Here is a 20,688-nt window from a genome sequence, read left to right on the forward strand (position 1 = left end):
ATGCCCCAAGGACAGCCGCTCGTCGTGCCCGATGACGGGCTCACCACACGCCAGCGCCGCAATCGCCCGCTGCTGATCGTCAACACCGGCCCGGGCAAGGGCAAGTCGACGGCGGCCTTCGGTCTCGGCATGCGGGCGTGGAACCAGAGCTGGCGCATCGGCGTCTTCCAATTCGTCAAGTCCGCGAAGTGGCGTGTCGGTGAGCAGAGCGTCCTCGAGACCCTCGACGAGGTGCACCGCGAGACCGGCAAGGGCGGTCCGGTCGAGTGGCACAAGATGGGCTCGGGCTGGTCCTGGTCCCGCAAGCAGGGCACCGAGGACGATCACGCCGCCGACGCCGCGGAGGGCTGGGCCGAGATCGCGCGGCGGCTCGAACGCGAGGAACACGACCTCTACATCCTCGACGAGTTCACCTATCCGCTGAAGTGGGGATGGGTCGACGTCGACGAGGTGGTGGAGACCCTGCGGAACCGGCCCGGCCGTCAGCACGTCGTCATCACCGGACGCGATGCCGACCCGCGGCTGATCGAGGCCGCCGATCTGGTGACCGAGATGGCCAAGGTCAAGCACCCGATGGATGTCGGGCAGAAGGGCCAGCGGGGCATCGAATGGTGACACCCCTGCCGCGTCTCGTCATCGCCGCCCCCGCCTCGGGGCACGGCAAGACGACCGTGGCAACGGGACTCATGGCCGCTCTACGGCGCTCAGGCCGGGTGGTCAGCGGACACAAGGTCGGCCCGGACTACATCGACCCCGGCTACCACTCCCTCGCCACCGGACGGCCCGGACGCAATCTCGACCCGCGGATGGTCGGTGAGGACCGCATCGTTCCGCTGCTGCTGCACGGGGCCGAGGGCGCTGATCTCGCCGTGATCGAAGGCGTCATGGGACTGTTCGACGGACAGATCGGCGGTCGAGGCTTCGCCTCGACCGCGCACGTCGCCGCTCTGACCGGCTCTCCCATCGTGCTCGTGGTCGACGCCTCGCACGCCTCCCGTTCGATCGGCGCCCTCGTGACGGGCATGCGTGACTTCGACCCCGCCGTCACGATCGCGGGCGTCATCGTCAACAAGGTGGGCTCGGACCGCCACGCCCGCGAGGTGGTCGACGCCATCGACGCTCCCGTGCTCGGGGTCATCTCCCGCGACGACGGCATCGTCGCGCCCTCGCGTCATCTCGGGCTGGTGCCGATGGCCGAGCGGGATGACGCGGCCGCCGCCCTGGACCGGCTCAGCGAGCGCATCGCGCGCACGGTCGATCTGTCCGCCGTGGCCGATATCGCCCGCACCGCTCTGTCCCTCGATGCCGAGCCCTGGCGGCCACCGGCCCACACACCCGCGCGCAGACCGCGCATCGCGGTCGCGGGTGGACGCGCCTTCACCTTCCGCTACGCCGAGACCGAGGAGCTGTTGACGGCCGCCGGCGCCGAGATCATCGACTTCGATCCCCTCGAGGACACGTCCCTGCCCGCGGGCATCGACGGGCTCTACCTCGGCGGCGGCTTCCCGGAAGTGCACGCGGCCGCCATCGCCGCGAACGCGCCCATGCGCGCCGCCGTCCGCGAGGCGGTGCGCGATGGACTGCCGACCGTCGCCGAGTGTGCCGGGCTGCTGTACCTGTGCAGGAGCCTGGACGGCGCGCCCATGTCCGGTGCGATCGACGCCGACGCTCAGATGACCGGCCGGCTGACCCTCTCCTACCGTCAGGCGACGACGCCCGAGACATCGGTGCTGGGGCCGGCCGGCGTGACGGCGGTGGGCCACGAGTTCCACCGCACGCAGGTGACGCCCGAGCACGGCCCCCAAGCGGCGTGGACCTTCGACGCCCGCGCGGCGGGCTTCGCCTCGGACACGCTGCACGCCTCCTATCTGCATACCCACTGGGCCGGCACCCCCGGGATCGCCCGCGCCTTCGTCGACGCCGCCGCCTCCCCTGTACCCCGCGAACCCGTTGAGTGTGGGGGTACCTCCCTGGACAGAGCGCAGCGGAGTCCTCGGGGGAACGTTTGGACGGCAAAAGAGTCGATTTCACCGTCCGAACGTCACACTCAACGGGTGACTTCCCCTCTCGATCCGTTGCGGCATCACGGGGACGTGGAGGCGGTCGACGGGATGGCGGACTTCGCGGTCAACGTCTCGACCGATGCCCGTCCCGAGTGGCTGACCGAGGCGCTGGTCCGCGGGATCACGCGCTCGGATCGGTATCCCGATGCCCGCCCCGCAGCGCGGGCGATCGCGCACCATCTCGCCCGTCCCGTCGAAGAGGTCCTGCCCAGCGCGGGAGCGGCGGAGATCTTCGGCCTCGTGGCGCGCCTGCGGCGCTGGCGGAGGCCGGTCATCGTGCACCCCCAGTTCACCGAGCCCGATGTCGCCCTGCGGATGGCCGGCCACGAGCCGACCCATGTTCTGCTGCCCGGTCCCGACTTCGCGCTGGCGACCGATGCCGTCCCCGAGGACGCCGATCTCGTCGTCATCGGCAATCCGACCAATCCCACCGGCCGTCTGCACCGGGCCGTCGATCTGGAGCGGCTGCGCCGTCCAGGCCGTCTGCTGCTCGTCGACGAGGCCTTCATGGATGCCGTCGCGGGCGAGCCCGAGTCCCTCGTCGGCCGCTCGCTGCCGGACGTGCTCGTCGTCCGCAGCCTCACCAAGCTGTGGACGATCCCCGGCATCCGTGCCGGATACGCCGCCGGACCCGCCGAGGTCATCGCGGCGCTGCGCGAACTGCAGACGCCCTGGTCGGTCTCCTCTCCCGCGGTCGAGGCGATGATCGCCTGCCACACGCCCGAGGCCCTCGCGGAGGCCCGCGCCCGCGGTTCCCGCATCGCCCGCGACCGAGCGGTGCTGACCGACGGACTGAGCGAGCTCGGTGTGCGCTTCAGCCCTTCGGACGCACCCTTCGTGTTGGCCACGGTGGGCACCGGCGTACACGGTCGCCTCGCCGCGGCGGGTTACGCTGTCCGCCGCGCCGACACCTTCCCGGGTCTGGACGGACAGTGGGTGCGCATCGCAGTGCGCCCGCCCGCCCTCACCCGCAAACTCCTGACCGCCCTGAGGATCGAACTGTCATGACCTATGAGCTCAGCGTCGCCGAACGTCACGTGGTGATCGCCGGCGCCGGACCACGTACCGCGGCCACGATCTCCAGCCTGCTCGGCGAACGCGCCACCGTCACGGTCGTCGCCGACCGTCTCGACGCGACGGTGGAGGATCTCGTGGACCGCGGGCTGGTGCGACGAGCGATGGCCCTCGACGAGGCCCTCATCGCCGATGCCGACATCGTCCTGCGGGAGAATACCGACGCGCACGCCGACCGCCCGGCGTCGTCATCACTCGGCACGGTCACGCTCGTCGGCGGCGGTCCCGGGGACCCGGGGCTGATGTCGCTGGCCGGACGCGAGGCGATCGAGAAGGCCGATGTGATCGTGACCGACCGGCTCGTCCCCCATGCGGTGCTCTCCTGGGCCGCGCCGGACACCGAGGTCATCGATGTGGCCAAGATCCCCCACGGTCGGTTCACCCCGCAGGAGGAGATCAACCGCCTCCTGATCGAGGCCGCGCAGAGCGGTCGCGCCGTCGTGCGCCTCAAGGGGGGCGACAACTTCGTCTTCGGCCGCGGAGGGGAGGAGCTCATCGCGTGCGCCGAGGCGGGGATCCCCACCCAGGTGGTGCCGGGACTCAGCTCCGCGCTCGCGGTGCCGTCGGCTGCCGGCATCCCGCTGACCCATCGGGGACTGACCCAGGGCTTCGCCGTGGTATCCGGCCATGTCGCTCCCGGCGACCCCGCCTCCACCGTCGACTGGGAGGCGCTGGCGGCGAGCGGTCTGACGATCGTGATCCTGATGGGCGTGCGCCAGCTCGGCAGCATCGCCACCCGTCTGGCGGACGCCGGACTTCCCTCCTCCACACCCGCGGCCGTGATCGCCGATGGCACGCTCCCCTCACAACGGATGGTGCGGGCGACCCTCGAGGACATCGCCGCGCGGGCGGATGAGGAGGGCATCGGCGCTCCCGCGGTCACCGTCATCGGGCAGGTCGCCGGATTGGAGCTCAGATGATCCTCTGGCTACGGCACGGCGAATCGACCTGGAATGCGGCAGGGAGGATGCAGTACGACGTGCTGCATCCCGAGCTGACCGAGCGCGGGCGGGCCCAAGCCTCCACCGCCGCGGCTCTGCTCGCCGATCGAGGGATCGTCCAGGTATGGGCGTCACCCGCCGTCCGAGCCCAGCAGACCGGGAGGATCGCGGCCGAGGAGCTCGGCCTGGACCTGTGCACCAGCCCCCTGCTGGTGGAGCAGGCGGGCGGGGAGACCAGTGAGGACGTCGCCGATCGGGTGCGTCGCTTCGCCGACGAGGTCACCGGATCCGGGCCCGTCCTGGCGGTGAGCCATGGCGACACCATCGCCGTGGCCGCCGATGTGCTGGCGCGGCGGCGGATCGGCATCATCGCCAACGCCGAGTGGATCGAGACACCGTGACCGATGACCTCGGCGCCGGGCCCTCACCCAGGGTCTCACTACCGTGCCGGGGGTGGCCCTCGGGCGGCGACCGCCCGAGGGAGATGACATGCTCGGAATGGACCATCGCCGCCGATTCGGGGAGACCATGCGTACTCGATCACTCGTCCTCGCCACCGTCGCGCTCGCCTTCGGCCTCGGCGCCTGCAGCTCCGGCCCGCCCGAGGAAGACCCGGACCAGATCGCCGAGGTCGCCGTCGGCGCACTCGAGGAGGAGGTCGGGCAGCGTCCTGACGACTTCGACTGCGGCGACGACCCGGTGGTCATCGAAGAGGGCAACACCGTCGACTGCCTACTCACCGCCGGCAGCGACACCCTCGACGCCACGGTCACGATCTCCGATGTCGACGGGCGCGACTACCGCGTCAACGTCGAGGTCGCCCAGACCGTCAACCCCTGATCCTCGCGGCGCCACCCGCCCGCGCAGGCGGTGAGCTATCGCCCATCGACGATCACCGTCGCGATGTCTGAACCGAGCGCTGTGGTGAGCCATCACCCACCGCCCCGTAATGACCCATATGACCCACGCCTCATCGGCGGCGCGGACGGATCTCTATCCAGAAGCGAGACGGTGGCCTACGATGAGCGAGTCCGTGCTGCGGAAGACCGGTGGGAATCCGGCGCAGTCGCGCTACTGTGACACCTCCTCGAGGTGGAGCCAGACCCAAGGCGCGGACGTCCATCCGTTCGATGGGGACGCAGGTATCCCCGAGGAGGCCCGATGAGCCAGTCCGCCGTGCCCGCAACCGCGGTCACCCCCACCCCCTTGTCATTGCGCCAGATCGCGCCCTGGGCGCTCTTCAGCCTTCTGCTGGCTGTCGTGGTGCTCTACTTCGTCGGCGCCGAGCAGAGCGCCTTCGCCCTGCTCGCGGGCGACTCCGTGCACGAATGGGTGCACGACGGTCGCCATCTCCTCGGCTTCCCCTGCCACTGAGGGGCCGACGATGACTGATGCACGCACCTTCCTGATCCATGGCCTCATCGCCGGCCTGCTGGCCGGCATCGCGGCCTTCGCGGTCGCCGCGACCATCGGCGAGCCGCCCATCGACGCCGCCATCGCCGTCGAGGAGGGCCAGGCCGGCGAGCAGGGCCACTCCCACGCCCACGGCGAGGAAGACACGGCCGGAGGCCACTCCCATGGTGACGAGGAGGGCGGAATCACCCGTGGCCAGCAGGCCGGCCCGGGCCTCGCCACCGCCACGATCGCGCTGAGCACCGTCATCGGCGGGCTCGTCGGCATCGGTGCCGCCGTCGCGGCCGGACGCCTTGGGCGGCTCGGCATCGTCGGCTCCACCACCATCGTCGCCGCGGTCGGCTTCGTGTCCTTCGCGCTCGTCCCGTGGATCGCCTACCCGCCGAATCCCCCGGCCACGGGCAACGGCGAGACGATCGGCGAGCGCACTGCCGTCTACTTCTCCTTCGTCATCGTCTCGGTCGTGGCCGCGTGCGGGGCAGTGGCGCTGGCGCGGACACTCGCCCGGCGCGGTTCGCTCTGGGTCGCGGTGGTCCTTCCCGTCGCAGGGTACGTCGCCGTGGCGGTGTTGGCCTTCGCGGTGTTCGGCTCGATCGACGAGGTCCCCGACGAGTTCCCCGCCAACACGCTGTACTCCTTCCGTATGGGTGCGCTGGCCACCCAAGCCACGCTCTGGGCGGTCCTGACGATCGCGCTCACCGGCCTGATCCAGCGCACGACAAGCCACAAGGCGGTGGCCGCATGACCATCACCCCTCCCTCCCCGACCGCCCGCGCTGCGGCGACGGAGCACGTCGACGCTCTCGCGGTGCCCCGCGGCGCGCTCGGCCGGCTCGCCGATCTCGGCGTCTGGCTGGCGGCCGTACAGGACCGGGTCCCGCCGGAACCGCCCGAGCGCGTCCATGCCGTGGTCTTCGCGGGGGATCACGGGGTCGCCGAGCACGCGGTCTCGGCGTACCCGCGGGAGATCACGCCGATGATGGTGCGCGCCTTCGTCGCGGGCACGGCCGGGGTGGCGGTGCTCGCGCGCCAGCACGGCGTGCGCTTGCGGGTGCTCGATATCGCGGTCGATGCCGATCTCTCCGATCTCGGTGTCGACTCCTACAAGGTGCGCCGGAGCAGTCGTCCACTGCACCTCGAGGACGCACTGACGACCGAGGAACTGGAGCGGAGCATCGAGATCGGGCGGACCGTCGCGCGGGAGGAGATCGCCGCCGGAGCGCAGCTGCTCATCAGCGGTGACATGGGCATCGGCAACACCACACCGGCCGCCGCGCTCATCGCGGCGGTCCTCGGGCTGCCCGCCGAGGAGGTGACGGGACGCGGCACCGGCGTTGATGACGAGGGCCTGGTGCACAAGACCGAGGTGGTCGCGACGGCGCTGTCGCGCATCGGGGATCTCGACGATCCCCGCGGGCTGCTCGCGGCCCTCGGCTCGGCCGATATCGCGGCATCCGCGGGCTTCATGGCGGAGGCGGCCGAGGCCGGGGTGCCCGTGGTGGTGGACGGTCTCATCGCGGTGGCCGCGGCACTCCTCGCCGATCGGCTCAGCCCGGGGGCGAGCGCGTGGTTCGTGGCCGGTCATCGTTCGACCGAGCCCGCCCAGTCGCTCGCCTTGGACAAGATGGGCCTGGTGCCCGTGCTCGACCTCGGCCTGCGTCTCGGTGAGGGCAGCGGCGCGGTCGCCGCGGTCCCGTTGCTGCGATCGGCCGCTCTGCTGCTGAACGAGGTCGCCCGCCTCGATGAGCTCTGACCCTCCACCCCCTCGCGACTCTGTCGGGATCAGTCCCGACGGAGGATATGACTCGGTGGTCGTCATGGCAGCCCGGGAATCACATCTCGCGTCCGCCCCACCCACCACCGACACACGATGTGACTCCGTGGCCGCTCCAGCGACCATGGAGTCACATCGTGCGTCCGGGAGGGACGAGGGGTCAGAGGGCGAGGGTGCGGCCGGAGATCACGAGGGTGACGTCATCGAAGATCTCGGCGAAGCGCTGGTTCGTCCAGCCGAGCGCATCGCGGAAGACGCGCCCGGATCTATGCTCGGGCACCACCCCCAGACCGACCTCATTGGTGACCACGACGAGATCGCCCCCATGACCACGTACCGCCGCCAGAGCGGCCTCCAGCATCTCGCCGAAGGGCTGCTGCCAGTCACGCCGTTCCCAGAGGTCGAGATCATCGAAGCGCGCCGTCAGCCAGGTGCCGAGACAGTCGACGAGCACGGCGTCGCCGGACACCCCCGCCAGCGCGCGGGGCAGATCGGTGTCCTCGACCGTCGTCCAGTGCGCGGGGCGACGACGCTGATGGGCGGCGATCCGGTCGGCCCAGTCGGCATCGTCATAGCGCGGGCCGGGAGCGATATACGCGACCGCGGGCGCGGCGGCGAGCAACGACTCGGCGTGCGCCGACTTGCCCGAGCGCACACCGCCGGTCACGAGGGTCCTCATGGCTCGTCAGCGTACTGGTGGTGGACACGATGATCGCGCGGGCCGCCGGCCTGCTCGCCGGATATGCCCTCGACCGGGCCCTCGGCGATCCTCGCCGCTGGCACCCGGTGGCGGGGTTCGGACGAGTCGCCGGCACCGTCGAAGGACGCCTCTACGCCGACTCGGTCAGTCGCGGCAGCATGCACGTCGCGGTTCTGGTGGGCGGCGCGATCGCCCTCGGCACCGCGGCCGAGCGGCGGGGTCCTTTCGTCGGAACGATGTTCGCGACCTGGGCCGTGCTGGGTGGACGTTCGCTCGATCACGAGGCATCGGTCATCGGGGAGCGCCTCAGCGACGGCGATCTGCCCGGCGCCCGCCGGCGTCTCACTCACCTCGTCGGCCGCGACCCCTCCGGGCTGACCGAGGACGAGGTGGCACGTGCGGTGGTCGAGTCGGTCGCCGAGAACACCTCCGATGCGGTCGTCGCCCCGCTGTTCTGGGGAGCAGTCGCCGGCGTGCCCGGTCTGCTCGGGTACCGCGCGATCAACACCCTCGATGCGATGGTCGGCCACCGCAATGCCCGCTACGAGCGCTTCGGCAAGCCTGCCGCGCGTGTCGATGACATCGCCAATCTGATCCCCGCCCGGCTCGCCGCAGCGCTCGCGATGGCCGCCGGACCCGATCGACACGGGGCCGGCCGTGCCTGGCGGGAGGATGCCGCGGGCCATCCGAGTCCGAACGCGGGACCAGTCGAGTCGGCCTTCGCGGGCGCGCTCGGGATCCGCCTCGGGGGCACCAATGTGTACGGTGAGCGGATCGAACACCGGCCGGTCATGGGCGACGGCCGTCCCGTCACCCCCGCCGATATCGGCCCGGCTCGGCGGCTCGCCGCCAGGGTAGGCCATGGAGCCGCTCTCACCGCCGCCGCCATCGCCCTGCTGCGCCACCCTTCGACCGGGGCGGTGCGTAGGCGTCCATCCGACGGCTGAAAGGGACGCGGATTCACCGACCGATCATGCGAGACGGACGCTGACTCACCGCCGCGCCCCGGGACGGGTCACTCATCGTCCTCGCCGGAGGATGAGCCATCCATCACCACACCAAGGATGACCCCGAAGGCCGGCCCCACCGCAATCCAGAAGGCCTCACCCGTGGCCGCGAAGACTACGGCCCCGATGCCGGCACCGATGGCGATCCCTACACCGATCATGTCTCGATGCTAACAAGCTCAGCCCTGATCGAAGACGGAGTCGAACGCACTTTCCGGCGGCAGAAAGTCGAACTGCCGCAGGTATTCCAGCGCCTCGGGCGCGCCTCGCAGTCGATCCATGCCCGCATCCTCCCACTCCACCGAGATGGGGCCCTCGTAGCCGATGCGGGCCAGCGCCCGGAAGGCATCCTCCCAGGGCACGTCCCCGCGACCCGCCGAGACGAAGTCCCAGCCACGATGCTGGTTTCCCCACGGCAGGTGCGAGGACAGGATGCCGTTGCGGCCATTGCCCATCCGCATGCGCGTGTCCTTGCAGTCCACGTGGTAGATCCGGTCGGCGAAGTCGGTGATGAAGGAGACGGTGTCGAGCCCCTGCCAGACCATGTGGCTCGGATCCCAGTTGAGACCGAAGGCCTCCCGGTGGCCGATCGCCTCCAATGTGCGAACCGTCGACCAGTGGTCGTAGGCGATCTCGGACGGGTGCACCTCGTGGGCGAACCGCACTCCGCACTCGTCGAAGACGTCGAGGATCGGGTTCCAGCGGTCGGCAAAGTCCTGGTAGCCGGCGTCGATCGTGCTCGCCGGCACGGGCGGGAACATCGCGACGTACTGCCAGATGGACGATCCGGTGAACCCGACGACGACATCGACGTCCATCACGCGCGCCAGCCGCGCGGTGAGCTTGAGTTCCTCGGCCGCGCGCTGGCGCACGCCCTCGGGATCGCCATCACCCCACACCCGCGGGCCGACGATCGAGCGGTGCCGCTCATCGATCGGGTCGTCGCACACGGCCTGGCCCTTGAGATGGTTGGAGATCGCCCAGCAGCCGAGTCCGTGTCGCTCGAGGATCTCCTTGCGGCCCGCGATGTAGTCGGCATCGTCCCAGCGCCAGGCATCGAGATGCTCGCCGGAGACCGCGATCTCCAGACCGTCATAACCCCAGCCGGCGGCCAGCTCGGCCACCTCCTCCAAGGTCAGATCGGCCCACTGACCGGTGAACAGCGTGTACGGACGGCTCATGTCGGCTCTCCTTCGAGGGTCACGGTCTGCTGGAGGTCGCTGCTGCGGACGATCGCATCGAGCACATGCTGCACCCGCAGGCCGTCCTCGAAGGACGGCGACGGCTCGCGTCCCTCGGCGATCGCGTGCACGAACTCGGCCGCCTGCGTGGTGAACGTCGAGTCCCAGCCGAGCACATGCCCCGGCGGCCACCAGGCATCGAGATAGGGATGATCAGGCTCGGTCACCAGCACGCGCCGGGCACCGTCGCCCTCGTCGACCCACAGCTCGTTCAGCCGCTCGAGACCGAAGCTGAGCGCGCCCCGCGAGCCGTAGATCTCGAGGGTCAGGCCATTCTTGCGGCCGAAGGCCATCCGACTGACCTCGAGGCTCGCGATCGCTCCTCCGCTGAGCCCGAGCCGTGCCCAGGCGACGTCGTCGACGGTGACCTCCTCGGGGCCCCGCTCCCCCTCGCGCGAGTCGACGAAGGTGCGCAGCTGACCGCTCACCGTCGCCACCTCCTGTCCGAGGGTGAACCGCAGCAGATCGACCACGTGCGAGCCGAGATCGCCGAGCACCCCGGAGCCGGCCTGCTCCTGGCGCAGCCGCCAGGCCATCGGCGCCCGCTCGTCGGCAAGCCAGTCCTGCAGGTAGGCGGCCCGCACCTCCCGCACCTCGCCCACCACGCCCTCGGCGGTCAGCCGGCGGGCAAGCGCGAGGGCGGGGATGCGCCGGTAGTTGAAGGCGACCATCGATGACACGCCCCGGTCGCGGGCCGCGGCGGCAGACGCCGCGAGCTTGCGGGCCTCGTCGAGGGTATTGGCGAGGGGCTTCTCGAGCAGGACGTGCTTGCCGGCATCGAGCGCCGCCAGCGCGATCTCCTCGTGTAGATGTCCCGGGGTGCAGATGTCCACGACGTCGACATCGGCGCGGTCGAGCACCGCTCGCCAGTCGGTGGCCGACTCCTGCCAGCCGTACTGGCGCGCGGCTGCGTCGACCCGCTCCCGGTCGCGTCCGACGATCACCCGCTGGGCGACCGTCGGCCCTCCCGGGTAGAAGGCGCCGACATTGCGCCACCCGTTCGAGTGGGCCTTGCCCATGAAGGAGTATCCGATGACGGCGATGCCGAGCTCTGGTCGTGCGGAGTTCATGCGATTCCCCCGGTGCTCGATGAGGTGAGGTCGCGCAGGAAGGTCAGGCCCTCCCGGGCGAGGTCGTCCTGCGTCGGTGCCAGCGGCCGCCAGATGGAAGCGGCGGTGGCGATGGTCTGGTTGCCGGCGGCGAAGCTCTCGATCACCAACGGGCCACGGTAGTCGACTTCGTCGAGCGCGCCGACGATCTCGGTCCACCAGGTCTGGTCGCCTCCCGGTGCGCCGCGGTCGTTGCCGCACACCTGCATGTGGACGAGGTGTCGACCGGCAGCCCGGATCGCGGACGCGCTCGACCGCTCCTCGATGTTGAGGTGGTACGTATCGAGGGCGAGACCGAGGCCATGGCCCAGGAGACCGTCGAGGCCGGTGAGCGCCTGGTCGACGGTGTTGACGAGCGAGGTCTCGTAGCGGTTGAGGGGTTCGATGCCGAGGCGGACACCCGCGCCGGTCGCGTGCTCCACGACCGGCGCGAGAGCCTCACGCCATTGTCCGTAGGCGCGCTGTCGTTCGTCCGGGTCCATCGCCCACACCCGGCCGGTGGCCGAGTAGAAAGGCCCGCACACACTGCTCGCACCGATCGTCGCCGCGAAGTCGACACAGGCGCGCAGGTAATCCCGCGTCTCCGGCGCATACTCGGGACGGAGCAGATCGTGCCCTGCGCCCATCGCGCCGACCACACAGGGGATCAACCCGGTGCGGTCGAGGGCCGCACGGACCCGGTCCGGCGAGAGATCGCCGGCCTTCTCCAGCGGCAGTTCGACCGCGTCGAATCCGAGCTCGGCCACGTGGTCCAGCACGCGGTCGACGTCATCATCGGTGAGCGGCGACAGCCATACCCAGGTGTTCACTCCGAGCGGACGCACCGGTCTCTCCTTCCTGTGAGTACCCGTTGAGTGTGGGGGCACTGCCCTTTCCCCCACTCGCTAGCGCTCGCGGGAGGTGCCCCCCTCCGCTCTGCGGAGTGCTTGGGGGAACGTTTGGATCGTGATACGACCGATTCGAGCGTCCAAACGCCACACTCAACGGGTACCTTCGTCAGCGGTCCTGCCAGGCCTCGGGGAAGCCGGGAAGACCGTCGCCACCGAACTTGGCGTAGTGGCCGTCGGGCATGCCCTCGTTGTCCGCCAGGTACTGTGCCCGCTCGTCCTCGGTGATCGGCGTCTGCGGCAGGACCCATTCAGTCGGGACCTCCTCGCCGGCGAAGATCCGCTGGACCGCGAGCAGCGGTGTGCGCCACTGGAAGTTCGAGTACACCGGCGCGAGCCCGGTCAGGCCCGTCTCCTCCCACTTGCGCAGGAAGCTCATCTCGTCCTCACCCGTCATCACCGGGTAATCGACCCCGGCGTCCTCGAAGGCCTCGATCGCGGCCACCGCGCCGTCACCGGCGTCCATCCAGATGCCGTCGACATCCCCCTGGTTGATCGCATCGGTCACGACCTGCTTGATCGTCGCCGGATCGCCCTCGGTGAAGTGGTCCTCGGCCTCGATGCCGTTGTCCTCGAAGATCTTCTCGGCCGCGGCCCAGCGGGTCTCCAAGACGTCGACACCGGGCAGGATCCGCAGCGCGACCACGCGATCGCCCTCGTCGAGTTCCTCGACGAGGAAGTTGGCGGTGTCGATGCCCCAGGCATAGCCACCGATGGGGTGGATGAAGGTCGTCGGGCAGTCGGTCTCGACGCCACGGTCGAAGACCACCACCGGCTTGCCGGTCTCGCAGGCCCGTTCGACGGCCGGGGTCATCGCGGCGGTCGAGTTGGGCGAGATGACGAAGGCATCGCAGTTGCCCTCGCTGATGAAGTAGTCGATATCGGCGATCTGCGTGTCATCGGAGTCCTGGGCGTCGCGCGTCTCCATCTCGGAGATGACGCCCTCGTCCTGGAGCGCCTGCAGCTGCTGCTGCATCGTGATCCAGCCGGTCTGCCGCCACGGGTTGCTGATGGAAGCATTGGCGAAGCACACCTTGCCGGCCTCATCGCGTGCGAACTCCGAGGTGTCGGTCATGTCACCGTCGATGTACTGCAGCCACGGGGTCTCCGGGTCGCCCTCGAAGGTGGCGTCGCGCTGCTCGTCCTGTTCGTCGAAGTCGGCTTGGACGAACCACTCGGTGTCGTCGGACCCCGAGCCCTCGTTCGTGTCGGAGATCTCGTCGGTGCTGCAACCGGCCAGCGCCACGAGGGCCGCCGCCGACGCCACCGCGAGCGTCCTCTTCATGGTCGTGCGCATCAGCTGTCTCCTGTTCGTCGTGACCCCGGAGGGGCCGGTGGGGGTGATGAAGCCGAGGGGGCGGGTTCAGGTTCGCCGCGGGTGGGTCGTCGGACGGCTCGCCAGGTGCGTCCGGCCAGCGCGACGGCGACGATGATGATGACGCCCTGCACCGTGTTGCGCCAGGTCGACTGGACGCCGAGCGAGGTCAGCAGCAGGAACAGCAGTTCCAGGGCGTAGGCACCGGCCGCGGCCGACAGCACCCAGCCGCGCCCGCCGCCGAGCACCACGCCGCCGACCACCACCGCCGTGATCGCCGCGAACTCATAGCCGGAGCCGACCGACGGGTGCACGCCCGCGTAGCCGACGAGCAGGATGCCCGCGACGGTGGCCGACAGCGATGAGATGACGAAGGCGCGGGTCTTGAGCCACCACACCGAGGTGCCGGCATAGCGGGCAGCGTCGGGGTTGTCGCCCACGGCCACGAGGGTGCGGCCGAAGGGGCGGCGCATGAGCCAGGCGGCGAGGGTCGCGAGCACCAGGAAGATCAGCAGCGAGTACGGGATGATGCCGAGGATCGGCACATCCTGGATGCCCCCGCGGCCGATATTGCGGAAGGCATCGGACGGATTGCCGGTCGCGGCGCCACCGGTGATGTAGCGGACGAGTCCGGTGAGCGCGAGCATCGTGCCGAGCGTGACGATGAAGCTCGGCACCTTCAGCAGCGTCGTGGCGAGGCCGTTGACGATCCCGATGAGCGCGCCGATGACGAGCATGAGCACGAGACCGGGCACGATCAGCGCCTCGTCCTGTCCGATGACATTGCCTGCCACCACGACCTGGGTGGCGATCACGGCGGCCATCGAGAGGTCGAACTCGCCACTGACGATGACGTAGTACTGGCCCATCGCGGCGATGGCGATCGGCGCGGTGCGGCCCGCGAAGCGGATGAGGGAGCCGGGATCGGCGAAGTTCGGATTGGACACGATGATCGCGATCAGCAGCAGCCCCGCGAGCACGAAGACCGCACCTCCCGGTGTCCTCAGGGCCGTGAGGATCCGCTGGCCCGCATCGCTGTCGTGCGCCGGGAGGACGCGCACCGCCGTCGAACGCTCGCTTCGCTCGCTCATCGGGCCTCCTCCTCGATCGCGGCCTGCCCTGGTGGCGGCTCGGCGCCGAATCTCGGTGGCCGGCGGTCGATCTCACGCCGTGCGTAGACGGCCACGGCGACGATGATGACGACCCCACGCACCACGTCCTTGAGGAACGGGTTCAGTTCCATGACGCCCATGACGTTGTCGAGCACGGCGAAGATCGCGACGCCGGCGATCGTGCCGACGACATTGCCCTTGCCGCCACCGAGCAGCGTGCCGCCGAGCACGACCGCCGCGATCGACATGAGGTCGTAGCTGCCCTGCGCGCCGACGGTCGGCTGCCCGACCCCGAGTCGCGCGAGCAGCAACAGCCCGGCGACCGCCGAGAGCATCGAGCAGATGACATGCGCGGCGACCACCGGGGACGTGGTGCGGACACCGGACATCCGGGCGATATCGGCATTGCCCCCGACGGCGTAGAGATGGTGGCCGAGACGGGTGCGCCGGAGCAGGAGGATCGCCAGCATCGCGAAGGTGAGCATGATGAGCGTCGCCATGGGCACGGGGCCGATCCGTGTCGCATCGAGCAGGCGGAAGGCGCGCGGAGCCTCGCCGTGACTCCCCTGGTAGTTCGAGGCGAGATAGCCCGAGAGGATCAGGCCCATGCCGAGCGTGGCGATGAAGCCGTGCACCGCGAGCCGGCTGACGACGAGGCCGTTGACCAGGCCGATCGCGGCACCCACCAGCAGGGTCACCAGGACCGCCGGCACGATGCGGCCGGTCTGCCCGGCCATGAGACCGCCGGCGGTGACGCTGCTGAGGCTCACGACGAAGGGCACGGACAGGTCGAGCGAGCCGACGAGGATGACGAGCGTCTGGCCGACGGCGATGAGCCCCAGGATCGTCATCATCGTGAAGACATTGTCGAGATTGCCGATGCTGAAGAAATTGCGTCCGCGCGAGGCGGTGATGCCCGCTCCGACCACCACGGCCAGGAGCAGGACGAGGTAGACGATCGTCGTCGAGCTGAGCGATCGCGCCACCCGCATCTCGCTCATGCTCGGTCCTCCCTCCGGCTTGGGCGCGGCGCTCATGAGGCGGCCTCCCTGACACCGGTGGCGAGGGCGAGGACGGTCTCCTCGCTCGATCCGCCGGGCAGTGTGCCGGCGAGGCGTCCGTCGCGCATCACCAGGATTCGATCCGACATGCCGATCACCTCGGGCAGCTCGCTGGAGACCATGAGCACGGCGACGCCCTCCGCCGCGAGGGTGCGCATGACCTCGTAGATGGCGTGCTTGGCGCCGACATCGATGCCGCGGGTGGGCTCGTCGAGCAGCACCACCTGGGGCCGGGTCACCAGCCAGCGGGCGAGAACGACCTTCTGCTGGTTGCCGCCGGAGAGGAACTGCGCCTCCTGGGCGAGGGATCGCGCCGCCACCGCGAGGGAGCCCAGCAGCTCGGGGATCTCGTCGCGTGCCGCCGTAGTACGACCCGGTGTCACGCTGCGGACGACCCCGAGGGCGTTGTCCCCGATGGACTGGTTGAGCGCGAGCCCGGTCGCCTTGCGATCCTCGGTCACGAGCGCGAGGCCGGCGCGGATCGCCTGGCGCGGCGAGCCGATCCGCTGCGGGCGACCACCGATCGACACTGTCCCGCGGGTGAGGGGCTCGATGCCGAAGACGGCCTCGAGCAGCTCGGTGCGGCCTGACCCCTGAAGCCCGGCGATGCCGACGATCTCCCCGGCGCGGAGCGTCAGGTCGATGCCGTCGACGTGGTCGTTGCCCGCGCCGGCCAGCTGGAGCCGTACCTCGCCGACGACGGTGCCCGGCTCCGGGTCGGGGAAGAAGGAGGACATCGGCCGGCCGACCATGAGCCGGACGAGGGTGGACTCGTCGAGCTCGGACGCGGGGCGGGTATCGACCTGGGCACCGTCCTTGAGCACCGTGACCGTCGTGCACAGGTCCAGCACCTCGCGCAGCCGATGTGAGACATAGACGATGCCCACACCGCGTGCCGTGAGCGTGGCGATGATGTCGTAGAGGAGCGCGACCTCGTGGTCGGCCAGTGCCGCCGTGGGCTCGTCCATCTGGATGACGCGGGCGTCGAGACTGACGGCTTTGGCGATCTCGACGATCTGCTGCTCGGCGACCGAGAGCCTGCGTGCGCGTGTTCGTGGATCGAGGCGGGTGATGCCGAGTCCTTCCAGCAGCTCCCGGGCCTGGCGCTCCATCGCTCCGACGTCGACGAAGGGTCCACGTCGCGGCTCCCGGCCAAGGTAGATGTTCTCGGCGATCGTGCGCTCGGGCAGGAGATTGAACTCCTGGAACACCGTGGCGATGCCGGCGCGCTGGGCCTCGACCGGGTGCGCGAAGGAGACGGTGCTGCCGTCCACCTCGATGGTGCCCTCATCGGGCTGGTGGACCCCGGCGAGGATCTTCATGAGCGTCGACTTGCCCGCCCCGTTCTCGCCGACGAGGCCCACGACCTCGCCCGGGCGCACGTCCAGGCTCGCGCCGTGCAGCACACGATTGCCCAGGAAGCTCTTGGCGACCTGGCGCACGCGCAGCAGCGGGTTCTCATGTTCCACAGCAGCACTGTGACACAAGACACGTACTTTTGTCGAGAGTTCGGTAAAAGATGTTTGCTGGACGTTCAGAAGCCGGAGTGGTTGAATCATCGCGTGAAGACCAGCGACGTGTTCGCGCTGTTGCAGCGGGAGAACCGGCCGATGACCCGCGCCCAGCTGGCGGCCTCCACCGGTCTCGCCCGGTCCACCGTCGCCGCCCGGGTCGACACGCTGCTGCGTCTCGGACTCGTCGCCCCCTATGGCGACGGACGATCGACCGGAGGGCGCCCACCCTCGCTGCTGGCCGTCAATCCACAGGCCCGCGTCGTGCTCGCAGTCGACCTCGGCGCCACCCACGCACGCGCGGCCGTCGCCGACCTCTCCGGCGAGCTGCTGGCCGAGGAGCGTGCCGATCTCGACATCGCCGACGGTCCCGAGGCGGTGCTCTCCTGGGTCGAGGATGCGGGTCGTGCGCTGCTGCGACGGGCCGGACGCCCGCTCGCCGACCTCGCTGCGGTCGGCATCGGTCTTCCCGGACCGGTCGAGCATTCCACCGGCCGTGCGATCAATCCGCCGATCATGCCCGGCTGGGACCGGTACGACGTGCCCGCGCGGATCCAACGGGCCTTCGCGGTGCCGGTACTCGTGGACAATGACGTCAACATCATGGCCCTCGGGGAGCAGCACGCGCAGTTCCCCGAGGCCCAGGACCTCGTCTTCATCAAGGTCTCGACCGGGATCGGCGCCGGCATCATCGCCGGTGGTGAGCTGCAGCGCGGAGCCCAGGGGACGGCCGGAGATGTCGGGCACATCCGCGTGGGCCGGCCCTCCGAGGTGGTCTGCCGCTGCGGCAATGTCGGCTGTCTGGAAGCCGTGGCGGCGGGCCCCGCCCTCGCCCGGACGCTGCGTGAGGACGGGATCGACGTCGACGGCGCTGCCGGCCTCGTCGAGCTGGTGCGCTCGGGCGATCTCCAGGCGATCCACGCCATCCGGCAGGCCGGTCGCGACCTGGGGGGCGTCCTGGCGATGATCGTCAACTTCATCAACCCCTCCGTCGTGGTGGTAGGCGGGGCCCTGGCCGCCGCAGGCGAGCAGTTCGTCGCCGGTATCCGCGAGGTGGTCTACGCCCGTTCGCTGCCGCTCGCCACCGAGCATCTGCGCATCGTCACCTCGGTCACCGGCGAACGTTCGGGCGTGCTCGGTGCTGCCGCCATGGCGATCGCTCACGCCCTCTCCCCCGAGGCGATCGAGGAGGCCAGCCTCGCGCTGAGCTCCTGACACCCGTCCCTCGGCGGCGGAACGACATCAACCTCATCGCCCCTTCGATGACGTTGACCACGTACCGCCGCGATCGTGCTGCCGGGCACTCGCCGCGCCGTTACCGTGAAGACATGACCTCCCCCCAGGCCCTCCGCAAATCCCTCGACGGCAAGTGGCGCCATGTGCGCGAGCAGAGCCGGATCGAGCTCGCCTCGATGGACCTCGCGTACGACCACTCACTGTCCCTGCACGAAGCCCGCGAGAGGGTCCTGGGCCAGTTGAAGCAGCTCGTCGACACAGGGACGCCCGCTGCCGGATTCCGCACCGAGAACGGCGGTACCGGCGACCCGGGAGCGGCCGTCACCGGTATCGAGATGCTCGCGCAGTTCGATCTCTCGCTGATGGTGAAGGCCGGGGTCCAGTGGGGGCTGTTCGGTGGCGCGATCGAGAATCTCGGCACCGAACGCCATCACGCGATGATCCCCGACATCATCGACCTCTCGCTCCTCGGCTGCTTCGCGATGACGGAGACCGGCCACGGCAGCGACGTGCAGAGCCTGGAGACCACCGCCACCTACGATCCCTCAAGCGACGAGTTCGTGGTGCACTCGCCCACACCGAGCTCGCGCAAGGACTACATCGGCGGGGCGGCCGAGCATGCCCGGGTGGCGGCAGTCTTCGCCCGGCTCGTCACACTCGGTGATGATCACGGTGTGCACTGCTTCGTCGTCCCGATCCGCGATCAGAACGGCGATGACCTGCCAGGAGTGACGACATCCGACTGCGGCCACAAGGGCGGCCTCGGCGGCGTCGACAACGGGCGGATCATGTTCGACCAGGTGCGCATTCCGCGCGAGAACCTGCTCGATCGTTACGCCCAGGTCGATGATCAGGGCACCTACTCCTCGCCCATCGAGAGCCAGGGTGCGCGCTTCTTCACGATGATCGGCACCCTCGTGCGCGGGCGGGTCAGCGTCGGGGGCTCCGCGAGCGCGGCAACGGAGGTGGCCTTGAGCATCGCCGGGCGCTACGCGCTGCGGCGCCGGCAGTTCGACGGCCCGTCCGGCGAGGTCGTATTGATGGACTACCGGGTCCACCAGCGTCGGCTGCTGCCGCTCATCGCGCGGTCCTATGCCTTCCGCTTCGCCCAGAACCAGCTGGTGGCACGCATGCACCGCATCCAGACCGAGGACGACCCTGACCCCACCGCCCAGCGGGAACTGGAGAGCCGCGCCGCCGGCCTGAAGGCGATGCAGACCGAGCACGCCACCCGCGCGATCCAGGAGGCGCGCGAGGCTTGCGGCGGCGCCGGCTATCTCGCGGAGAACCGGCTCACGACGCTCAAGGCCGATACCGATGTCTTCACGACCTTCGAGGGCGACAACCACGTGCTGCTGCAGCTCGTTGCCAAGGAGATGCTGACCTCCTATGCCAAGGAGGTCGACGGCCTGGATCCCCTGGGAATGGTGCGCTTCGCGGCGGCATCGATGGCCGATATCGTCAAGGAGCGCACCGCGGCCGCCAACCTCATCCAGCGGCTCATCGACGCCCGGCCGGGAACCGACGACGAGCACGATCTGCTCGACCGCGGCACCCAGTTGAACCTCTTCGAGGATCGCGAGCAGCACGTCATCGAGACGGCCGCGCGACGGCTGCAGGATGCGGGCGGCGCCGACCCGGTGGAGGCCTTCGAGATGTTCAACAACGCCCAGGATCATGTGCTGAAGATCGGTCGCGTCCATATCGAGCGGGTCGTCCTGGAGGCGTTCACCGCCGGCATCGCACGCTGCGAGGACGAGGAGACCGCCGACCTGCTGCGCGATGTCTGCTCGCTCTACGCGCTGAGTGTCATCGAGGAGGACAAGGCCTGGTTCATGGAGCACAACCGGATCAGCGACGACCGGGCCAAGGCGGTGACCGCCGAGATCAACCATCTCCTCGCGAACCTGCGCCCGCACACCGAGCTGTTGATCGAGGGCTTCGGCGTCCCCGAGGACACCCTCGACGCCGCCATGCTCGCCTGACTGTGAGGATTTACAGCGCAGCCTGATGGTGCTGGGCTGTGGTCGGTGGCTGTGAGCGTGACCCTTCGCCTGACTGGCCTCGTGCCTTTGCCGCGACTTGTCCGCTCGTAGTCGCCGGCCCCGGCCCGGTCGGAGTAGCTGGCCTGATCAGGAGCTTGACCGACCGGTGTTCGCTCACCGGTCGTGTCTCATCACAGTCCTGCCGAATCTCCGCCCCGGACCGGAACCACATCCGCTCAGAATGCATGACCAGTGTGACC

At 69.8% G+C, this 20,688-nt stretch carries 20 protein-coding genes, 1 pseudogene and 1 riboswitch; of the genes and pseudogenes, 12 read left to right on the top strand and 9 right to left on the bottom strand.

Annotated features, from left to right (window positions below; genetic code table 11):
• The 9 genes and pseudogenes from cobO (at position 1) to cobT (ending at position 7,243) form a co-directional block, all read left to right on the top strand.
• Positions 1-615: a cob(I)yrinic acid a,c-diamide adenosyltransferase gene (gene cobO / locus BHE97_RS20470; protein ID WP_087625136.1), complete on the top strand. Its 615-nt coding sequence runs from the start codon at positions 1-3 to the stop codon at positions 613-615.
• Positions 609-3,071 carry a cobyrinate a,c-diamide synthase gene (locus tag BHE97_RS16520; RefSeq protein ID WP_087625137.1) on the top strand — a complete coding sequence of 821 codons (2,463 nt, stop codon included), beginning with the start codon at positions 609-611 and terminating at the stop codon, positions 3,069-3,071. The genes cobO and BHE97_RS16520 overlap by 7 nt, the downstream gene beginning before the upstream one ends.
• Positions 3,068-3,280: pseudogene (locus BHE97_RS21065) on the top strand (NAD(P)-dependent oxidoreductase); the annotation flags it as partial. The gene BHE97_RS16520 and the pseudogene BHE97_RS21065, both read left to right, overlap by 4 nt.
• 3 nt (positions 3,281-3,283) lie before the next feature.
• A complete protein-coding gene (gene cobA / locus BHE97_RS16525) occupies positions 3,284-4,057 on the top strand; it encodes a uroporphyrinogen-III C-methyltransferase (RefSeq protein ID WP_272896920.1) in 774 nt (257 codons plus the stop codon).
• On the top strand, positions 4,054-4,479 hold the full coding sequence (locus tag BHE97_RS16530; protein WP_087625139.1) for a histidine phosphatase family protein: 426 nt from the start codon (positions 4,054-4,056) through the stop codon (positions 4,477-4,479). Before cobA ends, BHE97_RS16530 begins: the two co-directional genes overlap by 4 nt.
• 88 nt (positions 4,480-4,567) lie before the next feature.
• Positions 4,568-4,918 (top strand): DUF4333 domain-containing protein, encoded by a 351-nt coding sequence (locus BHE97_RS16535; RefSeq protein WP_087625140.1) that lies wholly within the window; start codon positions 4,568-4,570, stop codon positions 4,916-4,918.
• 173 nt (positions 4,919-5,091) lie between these two features.
• Positions 5,092-5,238, top strand: a riboswitch (adenosylcobalamin (AdoCbl) riboswitch).
• Between the two features lies 1 nt (position 5,239).
• Positions 5,240-5,452 (top strand): CbtB-domain containing protein, encoded by a 213-nt coding sequence (locus tag BHE97_RS16540; protein ID WP_087625141.1) that lies wholly within the window; start codon positions 5,240-5,242, stop codon positions 5,450-5,452.
• 10 nt (positions 5,453-5,462) lie between these two features.
• Complete coding sequence (locus BHE97_RS16545) at positions 5,463-6,236, top strand: CbtA family protein (RefSeq protein ID WP_087625142.1); 774 nt, start codon at positions 5,463-5,465, stop codon at positions 6,234-6,236.
• Positions 6,233-7,243 (top strand): nicotinate-nucleotide--dimethylbenzimidazole phosphoribosyltransferase, encoded by a 1,011-nt coding sequence (gene cobT / locus BHE97_RS16550; protein ID WP_087625143.1) that lies wholly within the window; start codon positions 6,233-6,235, stop codon positions 7,241-7,243. The genes BHE97_RS16545 and cobT overlap by 4 nt, the downstream gene beginning before the upstream one ends.
• A gap of 181 nt (positions 7,244-7,424) precedes the next feature.
• Here the strand turns inward: cobT and BHE97_RS16555 are convergent, their stop codons facing one another.
• On the bottom strand, positions 7,425-7,943 hold the full coding sequence (locus BHE97_RS16555; RefSeq protein ID WP_087625144.1) for a bifunctional adenosylcobinamide kinase/adenosylcobinamide-phosphate guanylyltransferase: 519 nt from the start codon (positions 7,941-7,943) through the stop codon (positions 7,425-7,427).
• A 29-nt stretch (positions 7,944-7,972) separates the two neighbouring features.
• Here BHE97_RS16555 and BHE97_RS16560 point away from each other — a divergent pair, with 29 nt between their 5' ends.
• Positions 7,973-8,911 (top strand): cobalamin biosynthesis protein, encoded by a 939-nt coding sequence (locus tag BHE97_RS16560; protein ID WP_087625155.1) that lies wholly within the window; start codon positions 7,973-7,975, stop codon positions 8,909-8,911.
• 68 nt (positions 8,912-8,979) lie between these two features.
• On the opposite strand, the gene BHE97_RS20195 is transcribed toward BHE97_RS16560, so the two are convergent.
• From BHE97_RS20195 to BHE97_RS16595, 8 genes are all read right to left on the bottom strand, one after another.
• Positions 8,980-9,132 (bottom strand): hypothetical protein, encoded by a 153-nt coding sequence (locus BHE97_RS20195; protein ID WP_170931470.1) that lies wholly within the window; start codon positions 9,130-9,132, stop codon positions 8,980-8,982.
• Positions 9,133-9,150: 18 nt separating this feature from the next.
• The gene (locus tag BHE97_RS16565) at positions 9,151-10,152 is read right to left on the bottom strand and encodes a sugar phosphate isomerase/epimerase family protein (RefSeq protein WP_087625145.1); all 1,002 of its coding nucleotides are present in this window, start codon (positions 10,150-10,152) and stop codon (positions 9,151-9,153) included.
• On the bottom strand, positions 10,149-11,282 hold the full coding sequence (locus BHE97_RS16570) for a Gfo/Idh/MocA family oxidoreductase (protein WP_087625146.1): 1,134 nt from the start codon (positions 11,280-11,282) through the stop codon (positions 10,149-10,151). The genes BHE97_RS16565 and BHE97_RS16570 overlap by 4 nt, the downstream gene beginning before the upstream one ends.
• Positions 11,279-12,145, bottom strand: a complete 867-nt coding sequence (locus tag BHE97_RS16575) for a sugar phosphate isomerase/epimerase family protein (protein ID WP_087625147.1) — start codon at positions 12,143-12,145, stop codon at positions 11,279-11,281. Before BHE97_RS16575 ends, BHE97_RS16570 begins: the two co-directional genes overlap by 4 nt.
• Positions 12,146-12,317: 172 nt before the next feature.
• Positions 12,318-13,505 (bottom strand): substrate-binding domain-containing protein, encoded by a 1,188-nt coding sequence (locus tag BHE97_RS16580; RefSeq protein ID WP_087625148.1) that lies wholly within the window; start codon positions 13,503-13,505, stop codon positions 12,318-12,320.
• Positions 13,505-14,614, bottom strand: a complete 1,110-nt coding sequence (locus BHE97_RS16585; RefSeq protein ID WP_087625149.1) for an ABC transporter permease — start codon at positions 14,612-14,614, stop codon at positions 13,505-13,507. Before BHE97_RS16585 ends, BHE97_RS16580 begins: the two co-directional genes overlap by 1 nt.
• The gene (locus tag BHE97_RS16590; protein WP_201791497.1) at positions 14,611-15,636 is read right to left on the bottom strand and encodes an ABC transporter permease; all 1,026 of its coding nucleotides are present in this window, start codon (positions 15,634-15,636) and stop codon (positions 14,611-14,613) included. Before BHE97_RS16590 ends, BHE97_RS16585 begins: the two co-directional genes overlap by 4 nt.
• A 32-nt stretch (positions 15,637-15,668) precedes the next feature.
• Positions 15,669-17,165, bottom strand: coding sequence for a sugar ABC transporter ATP-binding protein (locus BHE97_RS16595; RefSeq protein WP_201791498.1), 1,497 nt, complete (start codon positions 17,163-17,165; stop codon positions 15,669-15,671).
• 93 nt (positions 17,166-17,258) lie between these two features.
• Between BHE97_RS16595 and BHE97_RS16600 the strand changes: the two genes are divergently transcribed.
• Positions 17,259-18,422 (top strand): ROK family transcriptional regulator, encoded by a 1,164-nt coding sequence (locus tag BHE97_RS16600; protein ID WP_236757751.1) that lies wholly within the window; start codon positions 17,259-17,261, stop codon positions 18,420-18,422.
• Positions 18,423-18,535: 113 nt separating this feature from the next.
• Positions 18,536-20,428, top strand: a complete 1,893-nt coding sequence (locus BHE97_RS16605; protein ID WP_087625158.1) for an acyl-CoA dehydrogenase — start codon at positions 18,536-18,538, stop codon at positions 20,426-20,428.
• Positions 20,429-20,688: the final 260 nt, after the last annotated feature.

The sequence above is a fragment of the Aeromicrobium sp. PE09-221 genome, assembly GCF_002174305.1.
In the GTDB taxonomy this organism is placed as follows: domain Bacteria; phylum Actinomycetota; class Actinomycetes; order Propionibacteriales; family Nocardioidaceae; genus Aeromicrobium.